Annotated in this window: 22 protein-coding genes; 7 read left to right on the top strand and 15 right to left on the bottom strand. The window is 42.6% G+C overall.

Annotated features, from left to right (window positions below):
* Positions 1-10: 10 nt before the first annotated feature.
* From J4N25_RS21050 to J4N25_RS21010, 9 genes are all read right to left on the bottom strand, one after another.
* Positions 11-2,473, bottom strand: coding sequence for a TraG family conjugative transposon ATPase (locus tag J4N25_RS21050; RefSeq protein WP_207423775.1), 2,463 nt, complete (start codon positions 2,471-2,473; stop codon positions 11-13).
* Positions 2,424-2,753 (bottom strand): plasmid transfer protein, encoded by a 330-nt coding sequence (locus J4N25_RS21045; protein WP_207423774.1) that lies wholly within the window; start codon positions 2,751-2,753, stop codon positions 2,424-2,426. Before J4N25_RS21045 ends, J4N25_RS21050 begins: the two co-directional genes overlap by 50 nt.
* Positions 2,753-3,064: a DUF4134 domain-containing protein gene (locus J4N25_RS21040; protein ID WP_207423773.1), complete on the bottom strand. Its 312-nt coding sequence runs from the start codon at positions 3,062-3,064 to the stop codon at positions 2,753-2,755. The genes J4N25_RS21045 and J4N25_RS21040 overlap by 1 nt, the downstream gene beginning before the upstream one ends.
* Positions 3,065-3,167: 103 nt before the next feature.
* Complete coding sequence (locus J4N25_RS21035) at positions 3,168-3,500, bottom strand: hypothetical protein (protein ID WP_207423772.1); 333 nt, start codon at positions 3,498-3,500, stop codon at positions 3,168-3,170.
* The gene (locus J4N25_RS21030; RefSeq protein WP_207423771.1) at positions 3,497-3,838 is read right to left on the bottom strand and encodes a hypothetical protein; all 342 of its coding nucleotides are present in this window, start codon (positions 3,836-3,838) and stop codon (positions 3,497-3,499) included. Before J4N25_RS21030 ends, J4N25_RS21035 begins: the two co-directional genes overlap by 4 nt.
* 2 nt (positions 3,839-3,840) lie before the next feature.
* Positions 3,841-4,470 (bottom strand): ParA family protein, encoded by a 630-nt coding sequence (locus J4N25_RS21025; protein WP_207423770.1) that lies wholly within the window; start codon positions 4,468-4,470, stop codon positions 3,841-3,843.
* A 9-nt stretch (positions 4,471-4,479) separates the two neighbouring features.
* Positions 4,480-5,529: a relaxase/mobilization nuclease domain-containing protein gene (locus J4N25_RS21020; protein WP_207423769.1), complete on the bottom strand. Its 1,050-nt coding sequence runs from the start codon at positions 5,527-5,529 to the stop codon at positions 4,480-4,482.
* Between the two features lie 3 nt (positions 5,530-5,532).
* Positions 5,533-5,895, bottom strand: coding sequence for a plasmid mobilization protein (locus tag J4N25_RS21015; RefSeq protein ID WP_207423768.1), 363 nt, complete (start codon positions 5,893-5,895; stop codon positions 5,533-5,535).
* A gap of 541 nt (positions 5,896-6,436) precedes the next feature.
* Positions 6,437-7,393, bottom strand: coding sequence for a DUF8464 domain-containing protein (locus J4N25_RS21010; protein ID WP_207423767.1), 957 nt, complete (start codon positions 7,391-7,393; stop codon positions 6,437-6,439).
* Positions 7,394-8,586: 1,193 nt separating this feature from the next.
* Between J4N25_RS21010 and ltrA the strand changes: the two genes are divergently transcribed.
* On the top strand, positions 8,587-9,858 hold the full coding sequence (gene ltrA / locus J4N25_RS21005; protein WP_207423766.1) for a group II intron reverse transcriptase/maturase: 1,272 nt from the start codon (positions 8,587-8,589) through the stop codon (positions 9,856-9,858).
* A 229-nt stretch (positions 9,859-10,087) separates the two neighbouring features.
* Positions 10,088-10,267: a BF3379 family histone-like protein gene (locus J4N25_RS21000; RefSeq protein WP_207423765.1), complete on the top strand. Its 180-nt coding sequence runs from the start codon at positions 10,088-10,090 to the stop codon at positions 10,265-10,267.
* Positions 10,268-10,310: 43 nt separating this feature from the next.
* On the opposite strand, the gene J4N25_RS20995 is transcribed toward J4N25_RS21000, so the two are convergent.
* Both J4N25_RS20995 and J4N25_RS20990 read right to left on the bottom strand, forming a co-directional pair.
* Positions 10,311-11,141 carry an RteC domain-containing protein gene (locus J4N25_RS20995; protein WP_207423764.1) on the bottom strand — a complete coding sequence of 277 codons (831 nt, stop codon included), beginning with the start codon at positions 11,139-11,141 and terminating at the stop codon, positions 10,311-10,313.
* 112 nt (positions 11,142-11,253) lie between these two features.
* Positions 11,254-12,405, bottom strand: coding sequence for a hypothetical protein (locus tag J4N25_RS20990; protein WP_207423763.1), 1,152 nt, complete (start codon positions 12,403-12,405; stop codon positions 11,254-11,256).
* A 201-nt stretch (positions 12,406-12,606) separates the two neighbouring features.
* On the opposite strand from J4N25_RS20990, the gene J4N25_RS20985 reads away from it, so the two are divergent.
* The 3 genes from J4N25_RS20985 to J4N25_RS20975 all read left to right on the top strand — a co-directional run bounded on the left by J4N25_RS20985 (position 12,607) and on the right by J4N25_RS20975 (position 14,137).
* Positions 12,607-13,191, top strand: coding sequence for a Crp/Fnr family transcriptional regulator (locus J4N25_RS20985; RefSeq protein WP_207423762.1), 585 nt, complete (start codon positions 12,607-12,609; stop codon positions 13,189-13,191).
* 105 nt (positions 13,192-13,296) lie between these two features.
* A complete protein-coding gene (locus tag J4N25_RS20980; RefSeq protein ID WP_207423761.1) occupies positions 13,297-13,794 on the top strand; it encodes a MauE/DoxX family redox-associated membrane protein in 498 nt (165 codons plus the stop codon).
* A gap of 55 nt (positions 13,795-13,849) precedes the next feature.
* The gene (locus J4N25_RS20975) at positions 13,850-14,137 is read left to right on the top strand and encodes a hypothetical protein (protein ID WP_207423760.1); all 288 of its coding nucleotides are present in this window, start codon (positions 13,850-13,852) and stop codon (positions 14,135-14,137) included.
* A gap of 50 nt (positions 14,138-14,187) precedes the next feature.
* Here the strand turns inward: J4N25_RS20975 and J4N25_RS20970 are convergent, their stop codons facing one another.
* The 4 genes from J4N25_RS20970 to J4N25_RS20955 form a co-directional block, all read right to left on the bottom strand.
* Positions 14,188-15,549: a RagB/SusD family nutrient uptake outer membrane protein gene (locus tag J4N25_RS20970; protein WP_207423759.1), complete on the bottom strand. Its 1,362-nt coding sequence runs from the start codon at positions 15,547-15,549 to the stop codon at positions 14,188-14,190.
* Positions 15,550-15,563: 14 nt separating this feature from the next.
* Positions 15,564-18,812: a SusC/RagA family TonB-linked outer membrane protein gene (locus tag J4N25_RS20965; RefSeq protein ID WP_207423758.1), complete on the bottom strand. Its 3,249-nt coding sequence runs from the start codon at positions 18,810-18,812 to the stop codon at positions 15,564-15,566.
* Positions 18,813-18,843: 31 nt separating this feature from the next.
* Entirely contained in the window at positions 18,844-20,184 is a 1,341-nt protein-coding gene (locus J4N25_RS20960; RefSeq protein ID WP_207423757.1) for a TlpA family protein disulfide reductase, read from the bottom strand.
* 254 nt (positions 20,185-20,438) lie between these two features.
* On the bottom strand, positions 20,439-20,705 hold the full coding sequence (locus J4N25_RS20955; RefSeq protein WP_207423756.1) for a hypothetical protein: 267 nt from the start codon (positions 20,703-20,705) through the stop codon (positions 20,439-20,441).
* Between the two features lie 452 nt (positions 20,706-21,157).
* Between J4N25_RS20955 and J4N25_RS20950 the strand changes: the two genes are divergently transcribed.
* Together J4N25_RS20950 and J4N25_RS20945 are read left to right on the top strand one after the other, a co-directional pair.
* Positions 21,158-21,688, top strand: coding sequence for a helix-turn-helix transcriptional regulator (locus J4N25_RS20950; protein ID WP_207423755.1), 531 nt, complete (start codon positions 21,158-21,160; stop codon positions 21,686-21,688).
* A 96-nt stretch (positions 21,689-21,784) separates the two neighbouring features.
* Positions 21,785-22,255 carry a hypothetical protein gene (locus J4N25_RS20945; protein WP_207423754.1) on the top strand — a complete coding sequence of 157 codons (471 nt, stop codon included), beginning with the start codon at positions 21,785-21,787 and terminating at the stop codon, positions 22,253-22,255.
* Positions 22,256-22,330 lie beyond the last annotated feature (75 nt).

Genomic DNA, 22,330 nt, shown 5'->3' with positions numbered 1-22,330 from the left:
TTGAAATGAATTAATAGAGCGGGACTTTTCCCGCATTGACCCTTTTAACAAAGTCAGTTAATGAAAGGCTGCTCGTTTCCAGGTCAGAAACAAGAGCCTCCAGCCCCTGCTGGTAAGAAGCATAGTGATCTACATAGATTTCCACCGCTGTTTTTTCAGGCTTCTCAGTAGTATATGCCAGATACTGATAAATAGAAACCTCTACACCGTAAACCTCCCCTACTGTACCTCTGCGGATATAAACCTCTTTAAACCTGCGACCTTCCCTGTTATTAAGCTTGTTAATGGTAAAGATCTTTTGTTGTTCCACTTCCGAAATGGCAAGCAGCCGCGCTATCTCCGCGTAGTTCTCCCGGAACTTCGACTGATCCAGCAGGAATACGGTGTCTGAATTACTCAGGATACTGTCCTTAACTACCGCATTTCCGAGAATGTCAGAAAGTTCCTGCGTCACTACGATAGCCTCTCCCCAGAACTTACGAACTGTCTTATAGAGGTACAATATATAACCGGACATCAATGGGGAAGCAATTGCTTTCCATGCTTCTTCAATGATAAGCGCCTTTCGCTGTTCCTTCCGGTTTCGCATTTTCTGGATAAAGACATCCATAATAATCAGGGTGACAATCGGAAAGAGTATCTTATTTTCCTTTACCGCGTCGATTTCGAAAACGACGAAGCGCTCAGAAAAGAGAGAAGAGTCAGATGCTTCATTCAGGATGCTGTCAAACTCCCCGCCCCTATAGAACTTTTTCAGCACGTACCTGAATTCATCAAGATCGAAGTGGATACGTTCCTCTTTCTTAATTTCAGGTATCCTTTGAACAGCAAAATCATAAAATGAATTAAAGCTAAGTTCCGAGACTTGAGGTTCAGGATCCCCGGATAAATTGAAATAGCAGGAATAGTAGGCACTAAGGGTACTGGAAACAACGTCCCGCTCAACTCCGTTCAAATCACCCTCCGATCCCTTCCACAGCAGTCCGATCAGGGTACACAGAAAGTCCTTTTTCTCGATATTGTACTCGTCGGGATGCATTAAAAAGGGATTCATGGTAATGGGCTTTTTCTCCGAATAGGTGATATACCTTCCATTGAAATAGGAACAGAGCCCCGAGTAGGAATGGCCCGTATCAACAATGACCACATCCATATTGTAGTTCATGTATTGCTGAATGAGGCTGTTCATCAGGAAGCTTTTTCCAGATCCTGACGGTCCCAGCACAAATCTGTTTCTGTTGTTCATCCTGCCCGTGCGAAGTGGCAGGTCTGAAGGATCCAAACCGACCGGAATACCCTGACGGTCGGTAAAATAAATAAGAAAATCAGATGCTTCATCCTGAAGAAAACGCTCCTTGAACAGCAGGCAGATACTGGCTTCGGCGGTTGTGAGAAATTTATCATACTCTTTCAAGGCAACAGAATTTCCCGGAAGAAGACAGCGGAAAAGTTCCAGCTGGTTATAGGCATTTGCGGAAGGGATGATGCCATTTTGAAAAAGTGCAGATTCAATATAATTGACTGCCTTATCAATAAGCTCAAGTGGAGAAGAAACCGCTATTGAAAAGTGAGCATAAACGATCAGCTGATTATCCCTGGCGACATCCCCCAGCAACTTTGCAATATCCTCCACACAGAGTAGGTTAGCAGGATCAGGTACTCCTGAATGCCTCTTCTTCTTCAGTTCCAGTTTGTGAAGGGTCGATTGCTGAGGAGGTATCTCAATTACCTGGTTATAGAGTACAATATCTGCCTGAGGAACAGTTGCCAGAAAGGTCATATTATCACAGGGAAAATTCCGAAGCTCAGTTCCCTCTGACCGAAGAGTATATGGACTAACAGATTCAGGAAGATCAACAGTTTCAGAATCAACAAGGCTGATAATACGAATAGCTTTAGTCCCGCTTTCCAACTGACTGGGCGTTGACCGGAAATTGTTCAATACAATATTTCCGCTGGTAAAGTCCAGGGCCATAAGTCTCTTCAAATATGTATCAATCTCAGCGTCCTCCAGCAGGCGGCAATCAATGCCAGCAGATCCCAGCAAATCCCAAACTTTTGCGATATGCTCATGAAACTGATTCAGAGCGTTACCGTCATAAACAAAAAAAGCGCCCTTTCGAACGCGGCGGGTAATAACCAGATATGTTTTAAGCCGGATACAGCAGCGTCCCCTGAAATGCTGATTATATTTCTGAGTCAGGAACTCTTCAGATTCCCGTCCCTGAAAACTATCGCGAACGAAAAGATCCTGTTTCTGAATAATGTATCCTTCACCCAGTATTTTAACGAGATTAAGCATCAGCAGGTGAAAGTTTTCATACAGATCCGGGTCCGGTGTGTACTGAAGAACCGGATTTTTCAGTTCGAAAACGACGGAAAATTCGCCGCCCATAGTGTAGAGGACAGCTTTGCCTCGATCATTATCTATTCCCGCGTAAGGAAGGGAGAAGGTGTTTTTTCCTGCTTTCATAATGCAATCGAAGTTTAGTTGGACAGACAAAGATTCCCGGGTGGCGGGATTTGGAATAAAGCCCCTCTTTCTGACGGAAATAGGTAAGAGTAAGACCAGCTGCAATGATTAAGATCGTCATTACGGCGCCAAGGTACATATTGCCAATAGCGACAGTAGTTCCGCCACATATCAGGCCGGCCAGAAGCGAACCGATTCCCCAGTAGATAAACCTGCCTTTGAATCCCCGGTAAATAAGGGGCCGTTGCAGCCCCTTATAAATTGGAAATGTAGACCTCATTAAACTCCGAAGAAAGCTTTGATGACTACCGAAACCAGTACCAGGAAAAGGCAGGAGCCGCCCCAGGACATGATTTCCTTGTTGATGTCCTGATCTCCGGAGTTCCATTTAATGTAAACACGAACACCGCCGATAAGACCAACGACTGCCCCGATTGCAAGAATGAGGGCTGAGACCGGATCGACATAACTGGTAAGCGAAGAAGTCGCTGCATTGATCCCGGTAGAACCGCCTCCCTGAGCGAAGGCACTTTGGGCTGTAACCAGAAATAGCACAGCCACGACGAATAGGTTTTTCAACTTTTCAGTCATTGAAAAAGAAATTAAAAATAGGGAGATATAAACGCCGGAGCGCTGAAGCCGGTGGGCTTGTTAAAGGAGGAAAGCGTAAAACCTGAACAGGATAATCAGGAGTTTAAACGAATGGGATAGGCCTGGTAAGCTGGATAACATCCTGTTTGGCAAGTTCGAAAAGCTCTTTCAAGCTCACTCCACCTGTAGATTGCAAATCTTCTATCGGATATGAACTTATAATAACGGGATTAACTGACGGAGGCTTTGCTACCTCAACCGGTTCATCCTGCGTCACTACCAGCGTTGGTTCAACTTCCCCGGCAAAGAATATTGTCTCATCTTCCGGGACCTGCCGCTCATATCTTTTAAATCGGAGAAAGTCAAACAGGAAGTTTATGCTGTAATAGAGCATATAAATGCTGCTGAGATAAAGTAAGAACTGGGACCATTTCATAGTTCGAGGGTATTAATAGATTCTTTAATATACTTTGTAAGATCAGGAGTACTTTCAATGAAGATCTTTACCATATAGGAAATCGCCTTATTCATATCTACTCCTCTGGTTACTTTAAGCTGCTTAAGCAGAAAGAGTGTCCGGTCATCCAGGCGGATAAGCAGTTTTTCCGTACCGGTCAGCTGATGAGAAAGCATTTGCTGAAGCATCTGTTCTATTGCCTGATTGGCTGCCTTTGTCTTTTTCCTGCCCGAAGATTTACCCTCCTTGCCGGAAACCTGTTCCCCGTTCTTTATACTTTCCCTGATCTGATCAGCCAGTGATTTAATTTCATTCATAATTATTCCTTCAATTTTAAATACTGATCATAAATCAAATCCAGAACGGGTATAATAACAGGAGCCAGCACGACAGGAATATTGAACGTAGTTATACGCTGAAAATCTACTCTGTCGGAGATTGCCGGAGCAATAGGGCCGAAATCAGTCAAAAGTTTATCCACCTCGATTTTCGTCTCGTAACGTACGGTATTCTTAATCCTGTTTGGCAGAAAGACGAAGGAAATGCGAGGGTTGATCTTCCGCACAACCATGGTAAAAAGCAGGGTTGAGTCGACAGAAAGTTCATCATAGGAAAATGGACAGAAAATGAGGTCTGCCCTGCTAAATACGGGAATGAGACCATCATCATCCATTTTACCCGGCAGATCTATCAGAACGTATTCCCGTTTATTATTCTTCATGATCTCATACATTGCAGGAAAATGCTTCAGGTCTGCAGGAACGACTTCATACAGGGGAGGATCATCCAGGATCTTTGCTTTCTCTGCTTTTGATGCGATAGATTGCTGGTAATCCATATCCAGCACTATCACCTTTTGTTTCTTAAGCAGGCTCAGGTAATAGGCAAGAAGCAAAGTTATAGTGCTTTTACCTGCTCCTCCTTTTTGGTTTCCAATTATTATTAGCATAGCTGTAAATTATCGTGATTGCTTTCTCTTTTTCTTCCGGTGTTTCTGATGAACCGACTCATCATCCACGTCCTGACTAAGGATAAGATCAGGAACGAAAGATCTTCCGGAACTCTCAACCGGATTATTAAAGCCAGCCGCCAGTGTATCCAGAGACTCAGGAAGTAATTGCCGGAGCGGGAGAATCTCGCCGCCTTTAAAAACTGAAAGGCTGGAATGATCAATTATCGTATATCCATATGGAGGCATTCCTTTACTTGCATGAAAAACAAACTCAAGCCCGAAAGACTTCCCAAGGTAATCAGTAAGCTCCGAAGTATAATTCCCCTTCCCGGAGGAATGAAGTGTACTGTCCAACTGCGCTTTATACTTAACAACAATTGCTTTCAGCTGCCGCTGGCGAACCACATTAAAAGATGCCGAAGCTATGGCGCCGTTAATCGTATCAAGAGGAACGGAGGCCAGTTGCCGGCCGAACTTACAAAGGCTATAATCCTTTTCTCCCTGTTTAACCTGATATCCCAGAAGCTCCGCAAGAAGCCTGAACTGGGCATGGGTGGAAAAGTTGTATTTAAGAATACGGGATAAGTTTTCCTTTGCCTTCAGACTTTCATCCTCCCCCATTATCTTATGAAGAGCCTTGTAGGATCTGATCTTTTCAAAGGAATCGTCTATCTTTTTGCCGTCCCTGCCTACCCTTGTCGATACCATATGAATATGATTGTTCTGCGAATCCTTATGGAATACCAGCAGGTAAGGATTATTTCCATAGCCCATTTCTTTAAGCCATTCTTCCGCCAGAACAGTAAGTTCTGCAGCAGTCTTTTCACGGCCTTTACAAGAGATCACGGCATGAAACTGCGGGTACCTGACTTTCTTGTTTGCTGAGGAAACCATTCGCAGATAGTTGATAATATCGGTAGGCCGGGGACTTTTCAAACTACCAAGAGCACCAAAATTGGCCACTTTCATTAATACCCCTTTGTCTTTATCCACCTTATTGCTGTTGTACCTTACGCCATTGAAGCTTGCAGATTTGCTCAGGATCTTTACAATCATACCTTAACGGATTAAGCGAAAAAGTTGACGAAGCGTTTTTTCCATTTCTCTCTGAAGCTTAATGTACTCATCAAACAAGGCATTGAAGTCAGCAATAAGAGGAGCAGACAGTTTACCTTCTTTATTTAAAATATTGGCATGCCGGGCGAGCTGATTAATGTTGTTTCCACAACGACCAAGCTCCGCTCCTATCCTATCCAGAGTTGCCAAAAGCTGCTTAGTATCAACAAAGACTGCATTATTCCCATAAATTACCCGTTGACGGACGAGCTCTGATCTGTTTGTTTTCAGATCCTTCTCCAGCTTCAGGAGCATTTCAGCCTCTTCCTCTGACAACCGGATTTCAAAACGCTTACTTTTAAGCATAAAAGAATTAAAGGAGTTGCGACTAATTACCCGCTTGCGGCAGGCAGGTCTTGGAGGAGAATCTGAGGGAACGAAGGTTGTCCGTACAAAGACACAACTTGCAGATTACAAAACAAACAGCACCTCCTCCATCTGAAGAAGAAATCAGTAACAGAAGATCATAGCGGATATATACACATAACCAGTTACCGGAATAAATGGTAAAGTGAACAGACAAATATTCTGAAGTACGGATGTACAGCTACTCAGAAATAGAGACATATTTATATCGGGCAAAACAGATATCCCTATATCCATAAATCAGACCAAACATATATCTGCCAGGACAGAGAGCTAAATCATTAACTATCCAAATAAGCCTATAAACAGATATACAGCTATCGAAATAGAAGAATAATCTTCTGTTCTTATATTCATTAATTTAATAATACAGCCACTTACATATTGGGATACCTGCGGATCTATATATACGACTATTCAGGCAGCTATATTTAAGCAGATCTAGATACCGGAATACAGGTATTAAGGAATATGCAGATATTCACCTGCTGAATCCAACCTTCAGCTTTGCCATATACTCAGAAAAGGGTTCCTTTACCAGGTTGTTCAACTCGGACATTAGTTTCTCATTATAGTCATTATGTCCCTGGTAGTGGCCTGACAGATCTGAGCTACCTGGAACCTGCTCAACAAACGACTTAGTTGCCTCTCTTCCTTTCCTGTCGAAGTCAAAAAAGATCGAAACTTCCGCAAAGTGGGAGGCCCTTGCAATAGCCTGGGGCAGAAGAACCAGGGAATTCAGGACAATTACGCTTTCCTGAGACTTTCTGTGTTCAAACAACCAGCTCAGATAGTCCAGGAACCCTTCGAAGACAAGTAGCTTATTCTTATCTCCCGGTATAAAGGACAAAGCTTTTTTACCAAGGCAACCTTTGAAATATTTATTCCGGACTTCCCATCCCCCAAGATCGTTTTTCCATCCCGCTGCATAAAAATTCTTCCTCTGATTGTTGTCGTCCAGGACATGATAATAAACTTCCTTCAAACGTTCCCCTGCCACATCCCATACACCACGGCTTTTGAGATAAGCAGTAATAGAGGGATGGTTTCCCAGCGGCTTAGTCTCGTCGACTTTATAGTGAGGAACTTTCTGAAACCTCCGCCGCTTTTCCTCACGTGACTCCTTCCGCACCTGTGTCGGAACCGGCGACAGGTTCATCACTCTGCCAATCTCCTCCAGCACCTCTTTAAATTCCAGGTTCTTCCAGTACAGCTTGGCAAATTCGACGACATTTCCACCGCGCCCAAGACCATGATCGAACCAGACAGAGTATTCCGAGTTGACACAGAAAGATGGTTTGGTATCCGAATCACGGATCATAGAAAGATAAAAGAACTCTTTCCCTGATTTACTCCTGGGCTGATAGCCGAGCCGGGACAAAAGTTCGACGAGAGACACCTGACGGTTAATCTCCGTAGCACTTAGATTAGGTTCCATAGCGATGTATTTGTTAATAAGATGAATTCCTATAAAATAAAAAAGGGGCTTTCGCCCCCCTATGGTAGATTAACCAAGTTCTATTAATTCGGGATTACTCACGTCAGTTCCTACGAACCGGGCTACTGGCCTGCCTATGCGCTTTCAGCAAAATAAAATCTGCCTTCACAATATTTCCCGCTCCTCGCAGGATAATGCTTCATCCCCAGATGTCAAAGACCGAAGGAGATTAAAACCAGAAGGTCCTTACCTCCGTCTCCGGGAATGTCCCGGCCGACGAAACAAAGGTTGTCAGAAGCAGGAAAGCTCGTTGGTAGTAAGATGGGTGGGTACTAAAAATTATTTTAGTTGAAGAAAGGTAGTATTTGTAATTGAAGGAATTACGCTTTGGTTTGAATTATGGACGTAAGCTTAAAGCACTTTGAGAAACCAGAGAAGGGGGCAAAAAAAAGCGCCTGTTAAAGCAGTAAGTATCCAAAAGGGAGATGAACAACAGGAAAATCTTCACCCATTTGTTTCTTTGAAAAACTTCTCTACATTTATGTCTACAAATTGTGATAAGGTTTAGGTTGCCTCGGTGCTCACATAGCACCGAAGCTTTTTTGTGCGCCGGGCACGGCGCACCGCTATAGGGTGAGAGTCCCGAACACGCTTTGCAGTAGGAAGTGTTAGCTTAAGACAAGGGTGTCGTGGGTGACTGCGAATCCGAAGGAAGTCGGCGGCAAAAATGGGGGCTTACGAACAGGAACTGCATACAAGGCAAGTTAATGCGGGCGATGTTGCAAAACAAACAGAAACCCAATACTGCACGGATCATTAGGTTGTATATGCAGAGGCTAGATCCATTGAAAGCGGTGCATCTTACCCCGGGAGATCTGCAATCAATCTGTCGAAGGCATGCGCGAATGTCCTAGAAGAAACAAGAGTCAGAGCAAGAATGACTGCTTGGTGAGAGCAGAAGTCAGCAGAGGCCATAGTACTATAACCTCCTATAGGAAGGGCTGAATGTTAGAATGGTGAAAGAAACTGAAAACTTATCCTCAAAGCAGTGACAGCAGCACCACTTAAGAGAACTCTCTATAGAGAAGAAGGCCGGAAGTCCGAAACGACAGGGAGAGGAGCTGAGCAATGGGATGCAGAATCAGTGTAAACACCTGAATGTTTTTTTTACTGATAGTAGTTTTTTTTTTTAGGTGCTTGAAGCAATATTGGATATACGTAATGTTCAGCGCGCCTTTAGGCAGGTAACTGCGAATAAAGGTTCAGCTGGAACAGATGGTATGCAGACAGAAGATCTGCGAAGCTATCTCAATGCCCATTGGCAAACATTACGGAAAACAATATTAGAAGGCAACTACCGCCCCCTGGCGGTACGAAAGGTGGAAATACCAAAGAAAAGCGGAGGGACGCGAACTCTGGGTATTCCCACGGTAGTAGACCGATTAGTAAGCCAAAGTATCAGTCAGTGGTTAATGCCCTTGTGTGAGCGGGAGTTTTCTGATAAGAGTTATGGTTTCAGGCCTGGAAGAAATGCCCATCAGGCAGTAGAACAAGCCAGAGCTTACCTTCAGGAAGGCTATACCTGGATCATTGAATTGGATCTGGAAAAGTTCTTCGATAAGGTAAACCACGACAAGCTGATGAGCGCATTATCATTAAAGATAAAAGATAAAGAAACTCTGAGGCTGATCAGAAGCTACTTAAAAGCCGGCATCATGGACAAAGGACTAATGAGAGTTCGTAGGGAAGGTACACCACAAGGAAGCCCCCTAAGTCCCCTTCTATCTAACATCGTACTAGATAAACTGGATAAAGAGTTAGAGAAGCGGGGGCACCGGTATGTCCGATACGCGGATGACTGTAGTATCTATGTCAGAAGTGAGAAAGCAGCTTACCGGGTGATGGAAAGCATCATAAGTTACATCGAGACGAAGTTGAAGCTGAAAGTTAACCGGGAGAAAACCAAGGTAAGTCGCCCTACCTCCAGCAGCCTGCTAGGCTTCTCCTTTTACTGGAGCAGCCAGTGGCACATTCGCCTGTCTCCCTCTACATTGGAATCAATCAAGGGTAAGGTACGATCTTGTACCCGGCGGAATTATTCAGGTTCAATAATGGAAATCATTGGGAACCTTGAATCAATTATAAGAGGTTGGGTTAACTACTTTAAACTGGCAAAAGCATCAAGTTTGCTTAAGAAACTGGACGAGATGACGCGAATACGTCTTCGAATGATTCTTTGGAAGCAATGGAAGAAAGCCTCTCGTCGGATGCGGGAACTACAAAAGCTTGGAGTTCCTAAGGAAGAAGCCTATAAGTGGTCTTATTGCCGAAAAGGCTATTGCCGGGTTGCTCATAGTAAAGTACTATGTGTAAGCTTAAACAATGCCTACTTCAGCAAGTTAAAATACACAGGCTTCGCTAACTATTATCACTGGAAAACAAAACACCAGACGAAGTTATTCTAACAAACCGCCGTATGCCGAACGGCACGTACGGTGGTGTGAGAGGACAGGTAGCCAACTAATGGCTACTTTCCTACTCGATATGCCTGGCCCTTCTTCAATCATTTTCTTGCCGGTGACTTCAAAAAAGCTTATCCATTATATACAAATGCTTTGTACCAGACTCTTAACTAAAGAAATTTTGAAAAGAAGTTATCCTTACGCATCTTCGCCCCCTTAAGAATTAAGACAAATGGAAAAGTTCAATCAGATTAAAGAGCTTGTGGCTGCAGTTGAGGCAGATGCAGACAAGTTTTACAACGGAGGAAATGCAGCAGCCGGAACAAGGGTTAGAAAAGCTATGCAGGACCTAAAGACATTAGCTTCAGACATCCGTAAGGAAGTTACAGAGATAAAAAACAAAGAAAAATAATCAATAAGAATTGTTTTGGGAAAGAGGCCTTCCGGCCTCTTTATTACTTAACATCCAGCTCATTATCTATCCTCTGCAGAATTGCATTCTTCATCTGATCGAGATGCTTGGTATAGCTGGTACGTTTCCTTTGTGCAATCTCCACCCATCGCCTGTGCGCCCGGCCGATCCTTACCTGAAATACCTTTTCCAGCCATCTAATAATTTCCGCAATGCCTGCGTTTCCGTTATTCATCTGTCCTGTAAGCCAGATGCCATAGGCTATTTCCACAAGGTTTATTGTGTCGCCGGTCCATTTCAGCTTTTGCTGCAGATTGGGTCCCTGCTCGATTTTGTCCGGTTCGGATAATAATGATTCCAGATACCCCTCAAGTACTTCAGCGGCCCTGATCTTTGCTAAAATATAATCATGACTGGTAGAAAAGAGTGGATCAAAGTCGTGGTCATCCCCTGTTGTATGATAATTCGGACCCTGACGCCGGAAATAAAACTCATCCAGAAAAGTCCAGCCCGCGCGGTAGTATTCATAGAAGCTATGATTCCGGTTGAAGAAATGCTTAAGGGATTTAAGCTCAGAATGGTAATACTCCTGCAGAGCAAGCTTTCCACCCAAAGGCTTTCTTGATTCCAGGCTGTACAGCCACTGATAATAAATGAAACGACTGTAGAAGACGGGCTTGATGTTCTTGAAGAATACCACTTCGTCTTCCGGGTTTTCAAAACCGTTTTCAGCAATATACTCTCTTAATTGCAGCAATACGGTTCGGGTTGACTTAACAGATAGTTCCAGACGAACAAAGACATTTTCATTGTCCTGGGCCTGCTCGAGAAGCCGATCTAGGTCGGTTTGAAGTTGTTGAAAGAAATGTTTCATAGGTATAAGTAGAAATGATGTACTAAATTTTTAAGTCGCGCCGATGTCGCTATTTGTGGTATCAGATATTCCCGATTAGGGTAAAGTAAAATCAGAAGCGCAGGGTAGACTTTTAATACCTATCAATTGCGCTAAGCAAAGTCAGTAAATGTTGTTTCACTTTTAGAACAGTCTTTTTATCAGGGCCGTAGGCTTTATTTTTAATACTCCTGACGGACAGGTTATCCTTCCTTATTGTTCCAATGTCATTGGCGATAAACTGAAAAAGCTGAGACTTTCGTTTAGTGATTATTATACCAGAATCCAGCATTAACCTGAAAAACAGATTTAGCTGTGCAACTGTCATGGAGACATGAAAATAGTAGGGGTTACCTTCGTCCCCTCTTCTAAATTCCGCAGAACCAAGGCTTTCTGATTCTTTGATATACTGCAATTCTTCTCTAAGATAGTTACAGGCTGCCGTCTTAATGTCGGTACTTTCCGGTTCATAATTTTCGGTGAAAAAATAAGGATACTGCTTTACTGTTTTAATCTCATGTAACAGATAAAAAGCCTGGTCCTTGTATATTCCAATATCTTCGAGCCTTTTTTCAACCCGCGAAACATAATGAGCATAGAAGTCCGGTGAATTGAAGTTTCTTACAAAAAGGAATGCATATACAGCCTCCTCTACAGTCCTGCCTGCCCCCTCTTTCTCATTAATTACTTCAGATAAGCCGGATTGGAAACTAATAAAATAGAAGACTTTCCTGTAAGTACATGTTGAAGCTTTATCGCTGTTAAAGCTTTCCAAAAATCCGGCTAGTACAGACTTTAGTCCATCATTCAAAAAGGGATGCTGTTTCACATCCTGCAGAATCTGATTAACAGCACCAGCTTTAGAGATCAGGAGTTCTGAAAAATGATTAAAAGGAAAACTGGCATCAAGCGGAAGTAGATTATTATGCGAATTCTCAATATGTTTTTGCAGATCTTCCAGGTATCGCCGGAATAAAATCTCCTCATTAATATTTCCAGCCCCAAACAATTCGATCCTGCCAGCCTTACTCGAAAGTGATACCAAAACCCTTCGGTTAGAAATCATCAATTGGCTGATTTTTCGTAAGGCGACCTCGCAGGTCCATTGCTCAAAAACTCCCCTGTCCAGGTCGTTCTTCAAATCATCAAAGCTTTTGACTATCAGATCATCACGCTGTTTCAGATCGGAGTAGGTAATGGATCGAATTTCTGATAATAAACTCCGGACAAAGGTTAAGATATTCATAGGCTCAAGTCATTGATCTAAAATACCATAGCAAATTTACAGATTCGGTGACATGAGAATTTTTTTCAAAAAAATTAAGAAACTCAAAATACCCCTCCATTAACTAATATGGGGGGACCATTTACAAAAGGAGTCTTTTTTCTACAACCTGAAGCCACTTGACCAGCCTCCTCAGGATACTTCCTTTGATTTTATTTTCCTATGATGACACATCCAGCAATAGAAAGCCTCACAGCATTTATTTCCATTTCAACAGAATTGAAAACGCTCCTGAGTTCCAAATTAACCAGGCAAGAGTATTCACCTAATCAGATCCTGGTTGGAGGAGGCCAACGGGCAACTTGCATTTATTTTGTAGAGAAAGGGCTGCTTCGATCCTACTACAAACGCAAATCCGCCGAAATAACCCGCGACTTTTTTCAAACAGGCGATTTTCTGATACCTCCCAACTTTTTTCGAAAAACTTCCTGCAAGGATTACATCGAAGCTGTGGATTTCACTATTGTATATACACTCATTTACGAAGACCTGATGGAGATATTAAAGCACCATACTGAATTTCATAGGAGCATGCTGGAAATCCTGGAGTACCAGTATGAAAAATCTATGCAAAGAGATCAGTTCCTAAGAATTACTTCTGCTGTTGAAAGGTATAGGTTATTCCATTCCCGTTACAAAACGGTATCCGAGCTGGCTACGCTGCCAATGATCTCATCCTATTTGAATATCTCCAGAAAACATCTTAGCAGAGTTAAAAATCACGAGGCCTTTAAAAAAGAAAAGTAGTATCGGTTGCTCCTTAATTTAACCTTATTGATGACGTAAAATAGCGACGGGCGCCTCTTTACTTCCCAGGTCCGGCACCCTAATTTTAATCTAAGAACATCGGCTATGAAAACGGAAACTAAAGTGACCCTTGGAACAATACAAAATCAGCCTTCATCTGAGAACATTATTACTACTTGTTATTCAGTACTTACTTTAATCTATTCGTATTCGGCGCTAAGTAAACTACTCAACTTTGAGGAAACAAAAAGGCAGATGCTTAATCAGCCAGTGCCCGAGTGGTTATCGGGAATACTCGCCTGGTTCATTCCATTCATTGAATTGACAACAGTAGTACTTCTATTTTTTCCCTCAACAAGAAGGCTTGGCTTTAAGCTTTCAACCACACTCCTCCTTGCATTTACCCTTTATGTTGCCATGGCAATGCTAAATCTGCTCGGAGAAACTGCCTGCACATGCGGCGGCCTTATTTCCTACCTCCGCTGGGATACTCATCTTTTATTTAATATAACACTTCTCATCCTATCAATCACCGGACTAATCATTAAAGAAAGGAGGAACACACAGGAACTCAACTACCAATACCGCTTTTTCACCAGGTGAGAAAGCCGTCAGCTCTACATCTATTATTTATTTAAAACACAAAAATTTAAAAACTATGAAAAAGTACATTTTAAGCACAGCAGTAATTGCATTAGCAGTAATCGGAAGCGCATTCACTAATGCTAGAAGAACAACTACCTGGGTATTTACCGGAAATGCATCACAAATAAAGTCAGCATCGGCCTACCAGCAAGGAATCCCGGAACCTGCAGGATGTGGATCAGGGACCACCCTTCCCTGTTCTATTGTGACTTCAGCCTCCAATCAAACTGATTTGCAAACCTTCCTGACGTCTCAGAGTGAGGAAGCTATTGTTGAAATGTCGGATAATAAGCGCAACTAGAATAAATAGGATGGCTTCGGCCATCCTATTTATTCTAGTTAAGACTAGCTTTACCTTGGGTTTTGCTCCATCCCAGAAAGGGCAACTACATCATCGGGGACTAGCAGAGCAAAGCGATTATCATTTGGGGGAAGAGTAAATAACTTCTCCCCAATCTTTCTTACCAAGGTTATATTCCGGCCTTCCCTATTAAGTCTTTTGATATCCGGCCATCGAATATTGCGGAAGAGAAGTTCCTTCCTTCTCTCAACCAGGATTAATTCTAATGCTTCTTCTGCAGTTGATGCCGTTACCGGCACAAATGTTCCTGTTTTAAAACGTTTTTCCAGGAGGGTATTAAGATCCCCAAGCGCTTCATCTTTCTTACCAGCACGGGCAAAAGCTTCCGCTCTCATCAGGTATACTTCATCCGTCGCCTGTCCTCCAAAAAAGGAACCGTTGCCTTCATAGCCTCCCCTAAACCGGTAGGAATTGTCTGTATTCTTTCTAAAATAGATATCCTTGCGTAGATCATTACTGTGGTAAGAGCGGTAAAGATTAGAATCCACTTTCCCCGAGGCTGCATTCAATGGTGCCGGTACTGTTATCCTGTTCAGGATAAGCACCTCATCGTTCGTATATTTTATAGGGTAAGTATCGGTTGACTTTAGGGTATTATAATCCAGAAGCTTATTATTAAGACGAAGACAGGAATCAGCAAACTGACCCATCGCTGGATAGTTACGCATAAACAAGTGAACCCGACTGAGCAAGCCAAAGGCAGCAGCCTTTGTCGGCCTTAACTTATGAACCTGAGAATTATCCAGCAATGAGCTTGCTGCAATAAGGTCATTCAGGATCAAAGAATAAGTGGCCTCGACGCTCTCCCTTTTAGACACCTTGTTGAAGTCCGTTCCTATTCTCAAAGGCAGTCCCAAATCAGTCAAAGCTGTAGCTGCATCATAGGTCTTGCAGAAAAGAGAAGCCAGGAGCAGACAGGATTTTGCCCGGTAATAAAGCGCTTGACCTTTTATGTTATCATAAGTCCCTGCGTTTCCAGCCCCTCTTTCAACATCATCCAGCCCTTCCAATACCGAGTTCATATAATAGATAGCAGTATACTGATTTCGCCATGTATTTACAGCTTGCGTGCCAAGGTCCTTTTCCCAAATGGTAGCATTTCTAAGAAAGGGATCAAATCCTTTCCAGTCGGCTTCAATGTTGTAGTAATCGTCTGCGCAAACTTCAGGCAGAGAAGCGTTATTTAAGCTGATGGCAGCCGGATTATCCAGCAAGTTCTGCAGATCATCTAATGTAGCAGGTACCGCCAGCTTTTGGTTAGGCTTTTCATCCAGAAAATCCTCGCAGCCTGACAGAGAAATGAGTATTGTTATTAGCAGCATTGAAACTGCGGTATATGTAAATCTAAACATAGTCATGTGTTTTATTATTTAAAATCTGCTTTTAAACCAATGGCCACCGTCCTGGCTGGCTTCAGACTGGTATAACTGTAGTAATTGTCAGGATCGATCCCCTTGTTATTGGCCGCCCACAAAAGACCCAGATTGGAACAGTTCACATAAAGGTTTAATCCTTTCATGCTCACATTTCTCAGGTATTTATCGGGCAGGGAAACGGAGAGGTTGATATACTGCAGGCGAATATGATCTCCCTTCTCAACTAATGCTGATGAACCCGCATAAAAATCATCTCTGCTAAAGGAGTAAGGATAAACCATGGAAGGAACGTTAGTATGCTGTTCGTCTCCAGGCGACTGCCATCGGGAAGCGAAGTCCCGATCCCCTCTCCATTGAGTAAACAAGTTCCCATAATTAATACTTTCACGGCGAAAGTAATAACCGAACTTATACGATAGCCGTGCCGTTAGGGAGATGTTCTTCCAGGAGAAAGTATTCCCCAATGATCCAAACAAGGTAGGGATAGCTGATCCGTGATAATTCAGATCATCAACAGTAGTGGCAGTACCCGTTAAGGAGAGGTAATCTTTACTAACCTCTCCCTTAAAATACCCCAGTGGGTCTCCGTTGGTCGGATCCAGTCCAGCCCATTTGTAAGAAAAGATCGAGTAAACGGGCCGGCCTTCCACTCCTGAAACAGCTTGTTTTGTATTAATAAAGGTGCTGCCAGTTCTGGAACTCAGGTAGTACTTAGTAACCCTGTCTTTAAAGCCACTCATATTCAGGTTCGTCATCCAGCGCAGCTTTCCGGCTAGATTATTGCTATTCAATTCTACGTCCCAACCCTTACCTTTCATATTAGCCACATTTTTTAAAATCGTTGCCCCTACACCTGCCGTGTAATCAATCAGTGCATTGCCGAATAAATTATCCCCCTTCTTCCAATAATACTCCAGGCTTCCGGATATCCTGCCAGCCGTAGTTCTGAAATCTATCCCCAAATTGCTTGTGCGAACAGTTTCCCATTTCAGCTCAGGATTTGCATAGGTGCGGAAGCGAGCGTAAGGTTGTCCGGTAAGTGCATTAGCAGGCAGGTATTCTATCGTGGTTACGCCGGTCATGGCAGGATTTACATTTCCGCTAAAACCATAGGTTGCCCGAAGCTTTAAAAGAGGCAACGATCTTAATGAATAAAAACCCTCCTTCGAAAGTTCCCATCCCAATCCAGCTGACCATAAAGGATTCCACTTATCGTTGGTTCCCACGCCAAACAGATTGGATGCATCCCTTCTGCCGCTCAAAGACAACGTGTATCTACCGAGAAGAGAATAAGCTGCATTGGCATAATAAGAAACAAAGCGATCATTGGTAAGAGAAAAGTCCGCTGGGTTAGGGATGAAACTGGTAAAACCACTAATGATAGATGGGAAAGCGGTAGTGTAATCCACAGGCGTATTGTTTAAAATGTTACCATTATAGCCGTAAGTGCGGTAATTATTCCCATTAACTCTTGTTTCTCTTATTTCAGCTCCTGCTATCGCGTTAAAACTGTGCACACTCCAGTCCTTATTGAAATTCAACTGACCGCGCAGATTCTGACTATTCAGCTTCCTTTCGCTCAGGTCTAATATTGCGCCCCTTGGAATTCTGTAAGTCAGCGCACCTGAAGAACTAAGCTGACTATAGGTATTGATGAGGTTACGGGAGAACCAGCTGTTCTCCCCCTGATTTAGCTCTCCAGAAGTATTTTGCCGCTCGTACAGATACTTCAAATCCAGGCTGAAGAACTTTGAGAATTTGTACTCCAAGGCGGTAGAAAGGTTCATGTCCAATGTGGAATTTTGATTCACCGTGTTCTTATAATCTTCTAACGGATAATACTTCCAGTCCAGCAGCTTCCCTCCTCCCAGTGTCTCCAAAAAACTTTGCCTGTACTCTCGCGGTAGGGCAACAGGATTTCCTGCATCATCAGCAAATGAAGCGTAGGGGTAGATATAGACACCATATAAAGAACCTATCTCCCCATAGCCTGGCTTACCATTGGTAATCTTACTGCTGGTAATAAATCCCCCAGCACTGATCGTTAAGTTCTTTACAGGCTTAATACTATTGTTTAGTCTTAAAGTGAAGCGTTTATAGCGGGCATCCAGGTTAGAGGTATTATCGTCATAACCGCCCGATACATTCCAGGAAACATTCTCATAACCTCCCCGTAGCGATAAGGCATATTGCTGATTGAGGGATGACTGGTAAAAGTGTTTACTAAAATCGTCCCGCATATCGTGCTGCGTGAGCAGGTCGAGCTGCCTGTCTGCCTCGTCAGCTGATAACGTATTTTGCTGTTTCCTTAGCAGTATTTCCACTGCCGGACTCAATACGGTTTGAACTGCACTGTTTATCTGGCTATCATAAAAACCTTTCTCAAACAGCAGCTTCTCTACCTCCACGAAATCCGCCGAAGATATCTGCCTTAAATAACCCAGATCTGGCTTTTCACCGAAACTTCCATTGCTGTTAAACTCTATCTGAGTTTTCTGCCCATACCTGCCCTTTTTCGTCGTGATCACAATTACACCATTCCCTGCCCTTGCTCCCCAGATAGAAGCCGCAGCAGCATCCTTTAAGATCGTTACACTTTCAACATCGTTAGGATTAATATTATTCAGATCTCCTTCGTAAGGAAAGTTATCTAAAACAATAAGCGGGGCAGTTGGGCCGTTGATGGTACTTAGCCCTCTTACCATTAGGCGCCCTTGCTGATTGGTATTTCTATCGACTGTAATCCCATTAGCAACAGCCTCAAGTCTTTCCATCAGCCCGGTACTTACCTGCTGGCCGAGCACTTTGGCGTCAACGGTACTGAAAGATCCAGTTGATCTTTCCTTTGGCAACTGCTGGTAGCCGGTAGAAACTGTCACCTGTACTGCTGACATTTCGGTTCTTGCCAGTTGCAGCCGGATTGTTAAAGAAGTATCACCAGGGCCTACTATTAGCTTTTTATCCAGGCAGCCTACAAAACGGACTAAAAGCGTATCGCCACCTTTTATTGTCCTGAGGCTAAATCTTCCCAGATTATCGGTAAGCGCTAAAGCCTTCCCTGCAACAACCAGGGCAGCTCCTGTCAGTGGTTGCCCGTTCTCGTCAAACACTTTCCCGCTTACTTCAAAACTTCCACTTTGAGCTACAGCTACCCTCGTTAGGAACAAGCCGGAAAGTGCAAGTAGAATGGCAATAAAATTTATTTTAATGACTATAGATTTTTCAAAATGCTGGATCATAATTTTAGAATGAGAGGTATAGATAAAATAATCACTTATCGTCTTTGAGGCAGAGCATCTCAAGCTCACGTTCCCTTTCCGAAAGTTTCAATCCCTGTTTTAATAAAGCAGATTTAAGTTCAGCTTCGCTGGTTGGAAAAGAGGTTAAGGATAGATCAATATTCTCTGTAAGACCAGTTTCGTCTACAACTGGTAAAGGAAGAAATTTTAAGTCGTTAAGTCGCAACAGCAGGATTTTTGTTGAATAGTTGATCATCAAAGGAGGCTGGTCCGGGAAAAACGATAATTCAGGCGTACCTCCCTTAGTTTTTAAGCGATCCTTATAACCTGGTACCACTGTCATTACTAAGCATTTCACTCTTCGCTTTTCAATGGAGCCATGATATGGAGTATAGCGGTTCAGATCTTTCAGCATGTACGCATACAGACTATCAGCCTCTTTTAAGGGGACTCTAATTTCATAGGTGCAATAATTCTTCCTGCGCTCAGAGGGAGAAGCCTGTGCCGGAATAAAAAAACCTGATGAATCTTTAATGGTAGACAATACTCTTTTCGAATTGATACCGGGCAAGAGCTCAGATGCCGCATGCCGGTACATTTCATACAAGCGCGAGTTATGCATTAACCTCCCAAATACCACGTCTCCGGACCTCCTGAATCTCCCTCCATTACCAAGCCCATCTACCTGACCTTTTATGAAAAGCGAAAAAATTGCAGAAGGTGGCAGATCGTCATTAAAGAAGAGAGGCTTCTCTGCGTCTATATCCTTCTTTTGGTATGGAGGAGCAGATCCGTTTAGAACGGTGGTAATATTTTCTGCGGTAAGTTCCTCCCCATCAGTAGTTGCTACAACCTTGCCGGACTTGATCCAAACCAGGTGTGGAATTAATCTATGGGGGAAAAGGGACTTCAGCTGCTTGTCTTCGGCCACACAGGGGAAGGTATAGGACGTTCCATCAGTAAAACGGGCTGTATTAAAATAAGAAGCCAGCTTGGCCCTGGGCTCAGAACCTACGATAATCAACCGTACCTTTTCTTTGAAACGATTTTGCAGGGCCTGATGTGACGGAAACTCAGCGCGGCAGGATGAGCACCAGGTACCAAAAAAAATCAGGACAGTTAATCTATCATCAGTACTGGTAAGATGAATAGTTTCAGTACTATCTTTAATATTAACCAGGTTTGTGAGCGTAAGATCGGGGACTGCATCCCCTTTTTGCAGAGCTTTCACTGCAGGAACTAACTGTTGGGCATTAGCAGCAGAGGTTGCCAGAACAATAAACATAGCTAAAAGAAGCCCAGCGAGAATGAAAAGAAACTTTTCAAACAACTTCTCTCCTTGGGATTTTTCCGGCTCAAAGAACAATGACATTGGGTACATTTTGTTAAGGATAAATGAATGAACTAATAATGTTTCCCGCACTTGCACCTACATAAAAGGCAATAGAATTTCCTTAGCTCAATTAGGAGCTTTTTTTAAGGTTCAGCGCAGAAAACGGCGAATAAAAAAAGAAAAGACCTTAGCCGTTAAAAAACCATATCAACGACCAGGTCCTGGAGGTTCTATTTATTCAGGTGGACATATCAGCAGGGACCATTTTCCACCACGTAAATCAAGGTTTAGTTTCATAAGCCATCCCCCTTCCTTAGTTGCATCTGCTGTTCCTTGTACTGCTCATGCAGCACCATTTCCAGCTTATGCAACCGTTCAAAAAAGTCCGAGAACTCTCTGAAATCACTTTCAGAAATTCCGGTGAAATCATTCTTAATACTGGCAAGCAGCCAGCGCCAAAGCAGCTTCTCCGCCTTCTCAGGAGGATAACACTGAAAGAAAGTCTCCATCAGGCCTAAGCCTGGAAAAGAATCTGGATCGTGATTTAAGGTAGCATCCATAGAGTGTAGGGTTTGGTGAATACATTGTGTTGAATTTGTTGATTGAATTGCTAAAAAAGCATTGGCAAAAAGGAATGTGGTAGTTATTCCGGCGCCGAAATAAGATTTTGCAGAAGCGTTTTTACTGATAAATGTTTCATACTCGTATTTGAACTACGAGTCTAGGAGATGCAGCTAATAAATGTGGAGACTGCAAACCATGGCTACTATAAAAGCTTCTGACACCTTTCGTGACATGGAATTACAGCAGTCCCCACATCTATTTAGATACGCAAATATACATACCTTCAATAGAAAGCGGGGATTAATCTGCTGCCTTACGTCACGGTGTCAGAATAGTAGCCGTAAGACTCTTGATTAATCACAATTTAATTAGGATAAAAATACAAATTATTTCAATTAAAACAAAATCATGCACCATTTGAAATCATTCCAATTTATCGATTTGCAGAATGTCGCCTGCAAACAAGAAATTAATAGGCCGAAATATCAAATCTCTGAGAGAGGCAACTGGCTTATCTCAGCACGATTTTGCTATCTGTGTAGACCTTTCTAAAAGATCTGTCGCCAATATAGAGGCTGGAGAAGCTAACTATGGCATTGACTTGCTTTACAAAATTCTTAGCTTCTTTAATATTGAATTGAAAGACATATCTACGGAAGAGATACTCCCACCAGAGAATTTCAGAGAAGTTGTCCTTAATTTTCATCGTAATAATAAAAGTCCGGCGCTGAAAATATTAGAAAAGCCCCCAACCATAGTCTATGGTATTAAATACCACTTAGTGAAAAGTGATTTTATAACAATAGAGCGGACGATTTCTGAAATTAAAGAATATTTCGTTAAGCTTGGATGGTATTACGAAAGTTCATCTATTTCAAATGCACTTCAGAGGATGCCTGAGACTATCCATTATCGCCCTCACCCCACCAAAAAGAATACTAATGTATATTCAAAGAAAAATCCGGCGAAAAAAGTTTAGCACGTAGATAAAATTCCCAACTTATATTTTTAGCATGTCACCCATTTTGTAATTATTTACCTATATAATAGCGTAGATAATTAAATACTTCTACCTATGAAAACATTTTATTCCATTTTTTGCAGTATCCTACTTTTTTATCAGATGAAAGGCCATGCACAGCAAAAACAAAAGCCAATCTTTAATGTACCAAGAGAAGGATCTCATTCAGTTCCAAATACATCCAGGGAAGATATTTTTGAATATTTTACAGGGAGAATAGATCCGAAAAGTGGTCAACGAATGAAACCGGAAGGAAATATTATTGCAATTGATACAGTCAAAGGTATTTTAAAAATTCAATACAAGTTTCAATGCGATGATTCTGATCACAATAACTATATAGTCACCTATAACATCCGTAACAACTTTTTCAGCTTCAAGATTTCTGATTTCACTAATTCTGATGGAAAACAGGGAATGGTTCCATGTCAAGAATCTGCGACTTTAAGCCGTCGAGACAAGATTATTGCAAACAGTCTAACACTACAAGCCATCAATGGTCTTTCCCGGATGAAACGTCGCTGACACATTAACTACCCATAAAGGTTAAACTGTATTCTGAAACTTTTGATACTTAACAGAGGAAAAAGCATAGTATAA

This window comes from Desertivirga brevis, assembly GCF_017355835.1.
The sequence above is the reverse complement of the archived record's forward strand: the minus strand, read 5'-3'. Positions and strand labels throughout refer to the sequence as shown.

Coding starts and splice junctions, on each gene's coding strand:
- J4N25_RS21050 (WP_207423775.1), bottom strand. CDS start 2,473: ATGAAAGCAGGAAAAAACACCTTCTCCCTTCCTTACGCGGGAATAGAT.
- J4N25_RS21045 (WP_207423774.1), bottom strand. CDS start 2,753: ATGAGGTCTACATTTCCAATTTATAAGGGGCTGCAACGGCCCCTTATT.
- J4N25_RS21040 (WP_207423773.1), bottom strand. CDS start 3,064: ATGACTGAAAAGTTGAAAAACCTATTCGTCGTGGCTGTGCTATTTCTG.
- J4N25_RS21035 (WP_207423772.1), bottom strand. CDS start 3,500: ATGAAATGGTCCCAGTTCTTACTTTATCTCAGCAGCATTTATATGCTC.
- J4N25_RS21030 (WP_207423771.1), bottom strand. CDS start 3,838: ATGAATGAAATTAAATCACTGGCTGATCAGATCAGGGAAAGTATAAAG.
- J4N25_RS21025 (WP_207423770.1), bottom strand. CDS start 4,470: ATGCTAATAATAATTGGAAACCAAAAAGGAGGAGCAGGTAAAAGCACT.
- J4N25_RS21020 (WP_207423769.1), bottom strand. CDS start 5,529: ATGATTGTAAAGATCCTGAGCAAATCTGCAAGCTTCAATGGCGTAAGG.
- J4N25_RS21015 (WP_207423768.1), bottom strand. CDS start 5,895: ATGCTTAAAAGTAAGCGTTTTGAAATCCGGTTGTCAGAGGAAGAGGCT.
- J4N25_RS21010 (WP_207423767.1), bottom strand. CDS start 7,393: ATGGAACCTAATCTAAGTGCTACGGAGATTAACCGTCAGGTGTCTCTC.
- J4N25_RS21000 (WP_207423765.1), top strand. CDS start 10,088: ATGGAAAAGTTCAATCAGATTAAAGAGCTTGTGGCTGCAGTTGAGGCA.
- J4N25_RS20995 (WP_207423764.1), bottom strand. CDS start 11,141: ATGAAACATTTCTTTCAACAACTTCAAACCGACCTAGATCGGCTTCTC.
- J4N25_RS20990 (WP_207423763.1), bottom strand. CDS start 12,405: ATGAATATCTTAACCTTTGTCCGGAGTTTATTATCAGAAATTCGATCC.
- J4N25_RS20985 (WP_207423762.1), top strand. CDS start 12,607: ATGATGACACATCCAGCAATAGAAAGCCTCACAGCATTTATTTCCATT.
- J4N25_RS20980 (WP_207423761.1), top strand. CDS start 13,297: ATGAAAACGGAAACTAAAGTGACCCTTGGAACAATACAAAATCAGCCT.
- J4N25_RS20975 (WP_207423760.1), top strand. CDS start 13,850: ATGAAAAAGTACATTTTAAGCACAGCAGTAATTGCATTAGCAGTAATC.
- J4N25_RS20970 (WP_207423759.1), bottom strand. CDS start 15,549: ATGTTTAGATTTACATATACCGCAGTTTCAATGCTGCTAATAACAATA.
- J4N25_RS20965 (WP_207423758.1), bottom strand. CDS start 18,812: ATGATCCAGCATTTTGAAAAATCTATAGTCATTAAAATAAATTTTATT.
- J4N25_RS20960 (WP_207423757.1), bottom strand. CDS start 20,184: ATGTCATTGTTCTTTGAGCCGGAAAAATCCCAAGGAGAGAAGTTGTTT.
- J4N25_RS20955 (WP_207423756.1), bottom strand. CDS start 20,705: ATGGATGCTACCTTAAATCACGATCCAGATTCTTTTCCAGGCTTAGGC.
- J4N25_RS20950 (WP_207423755.1), top strand. CDS start 21,158: ATGTCGCCTGCAAACAAGAAATTAATAGGCCGAAATATCAAATCTCTG.
- J4N25_RS20945 (WP_207423754.1), top strand. CDS start 21,785: ATGAAAACATTTTATTCCATTTTTTGCAGTATCCTACTTTTTTATCAG.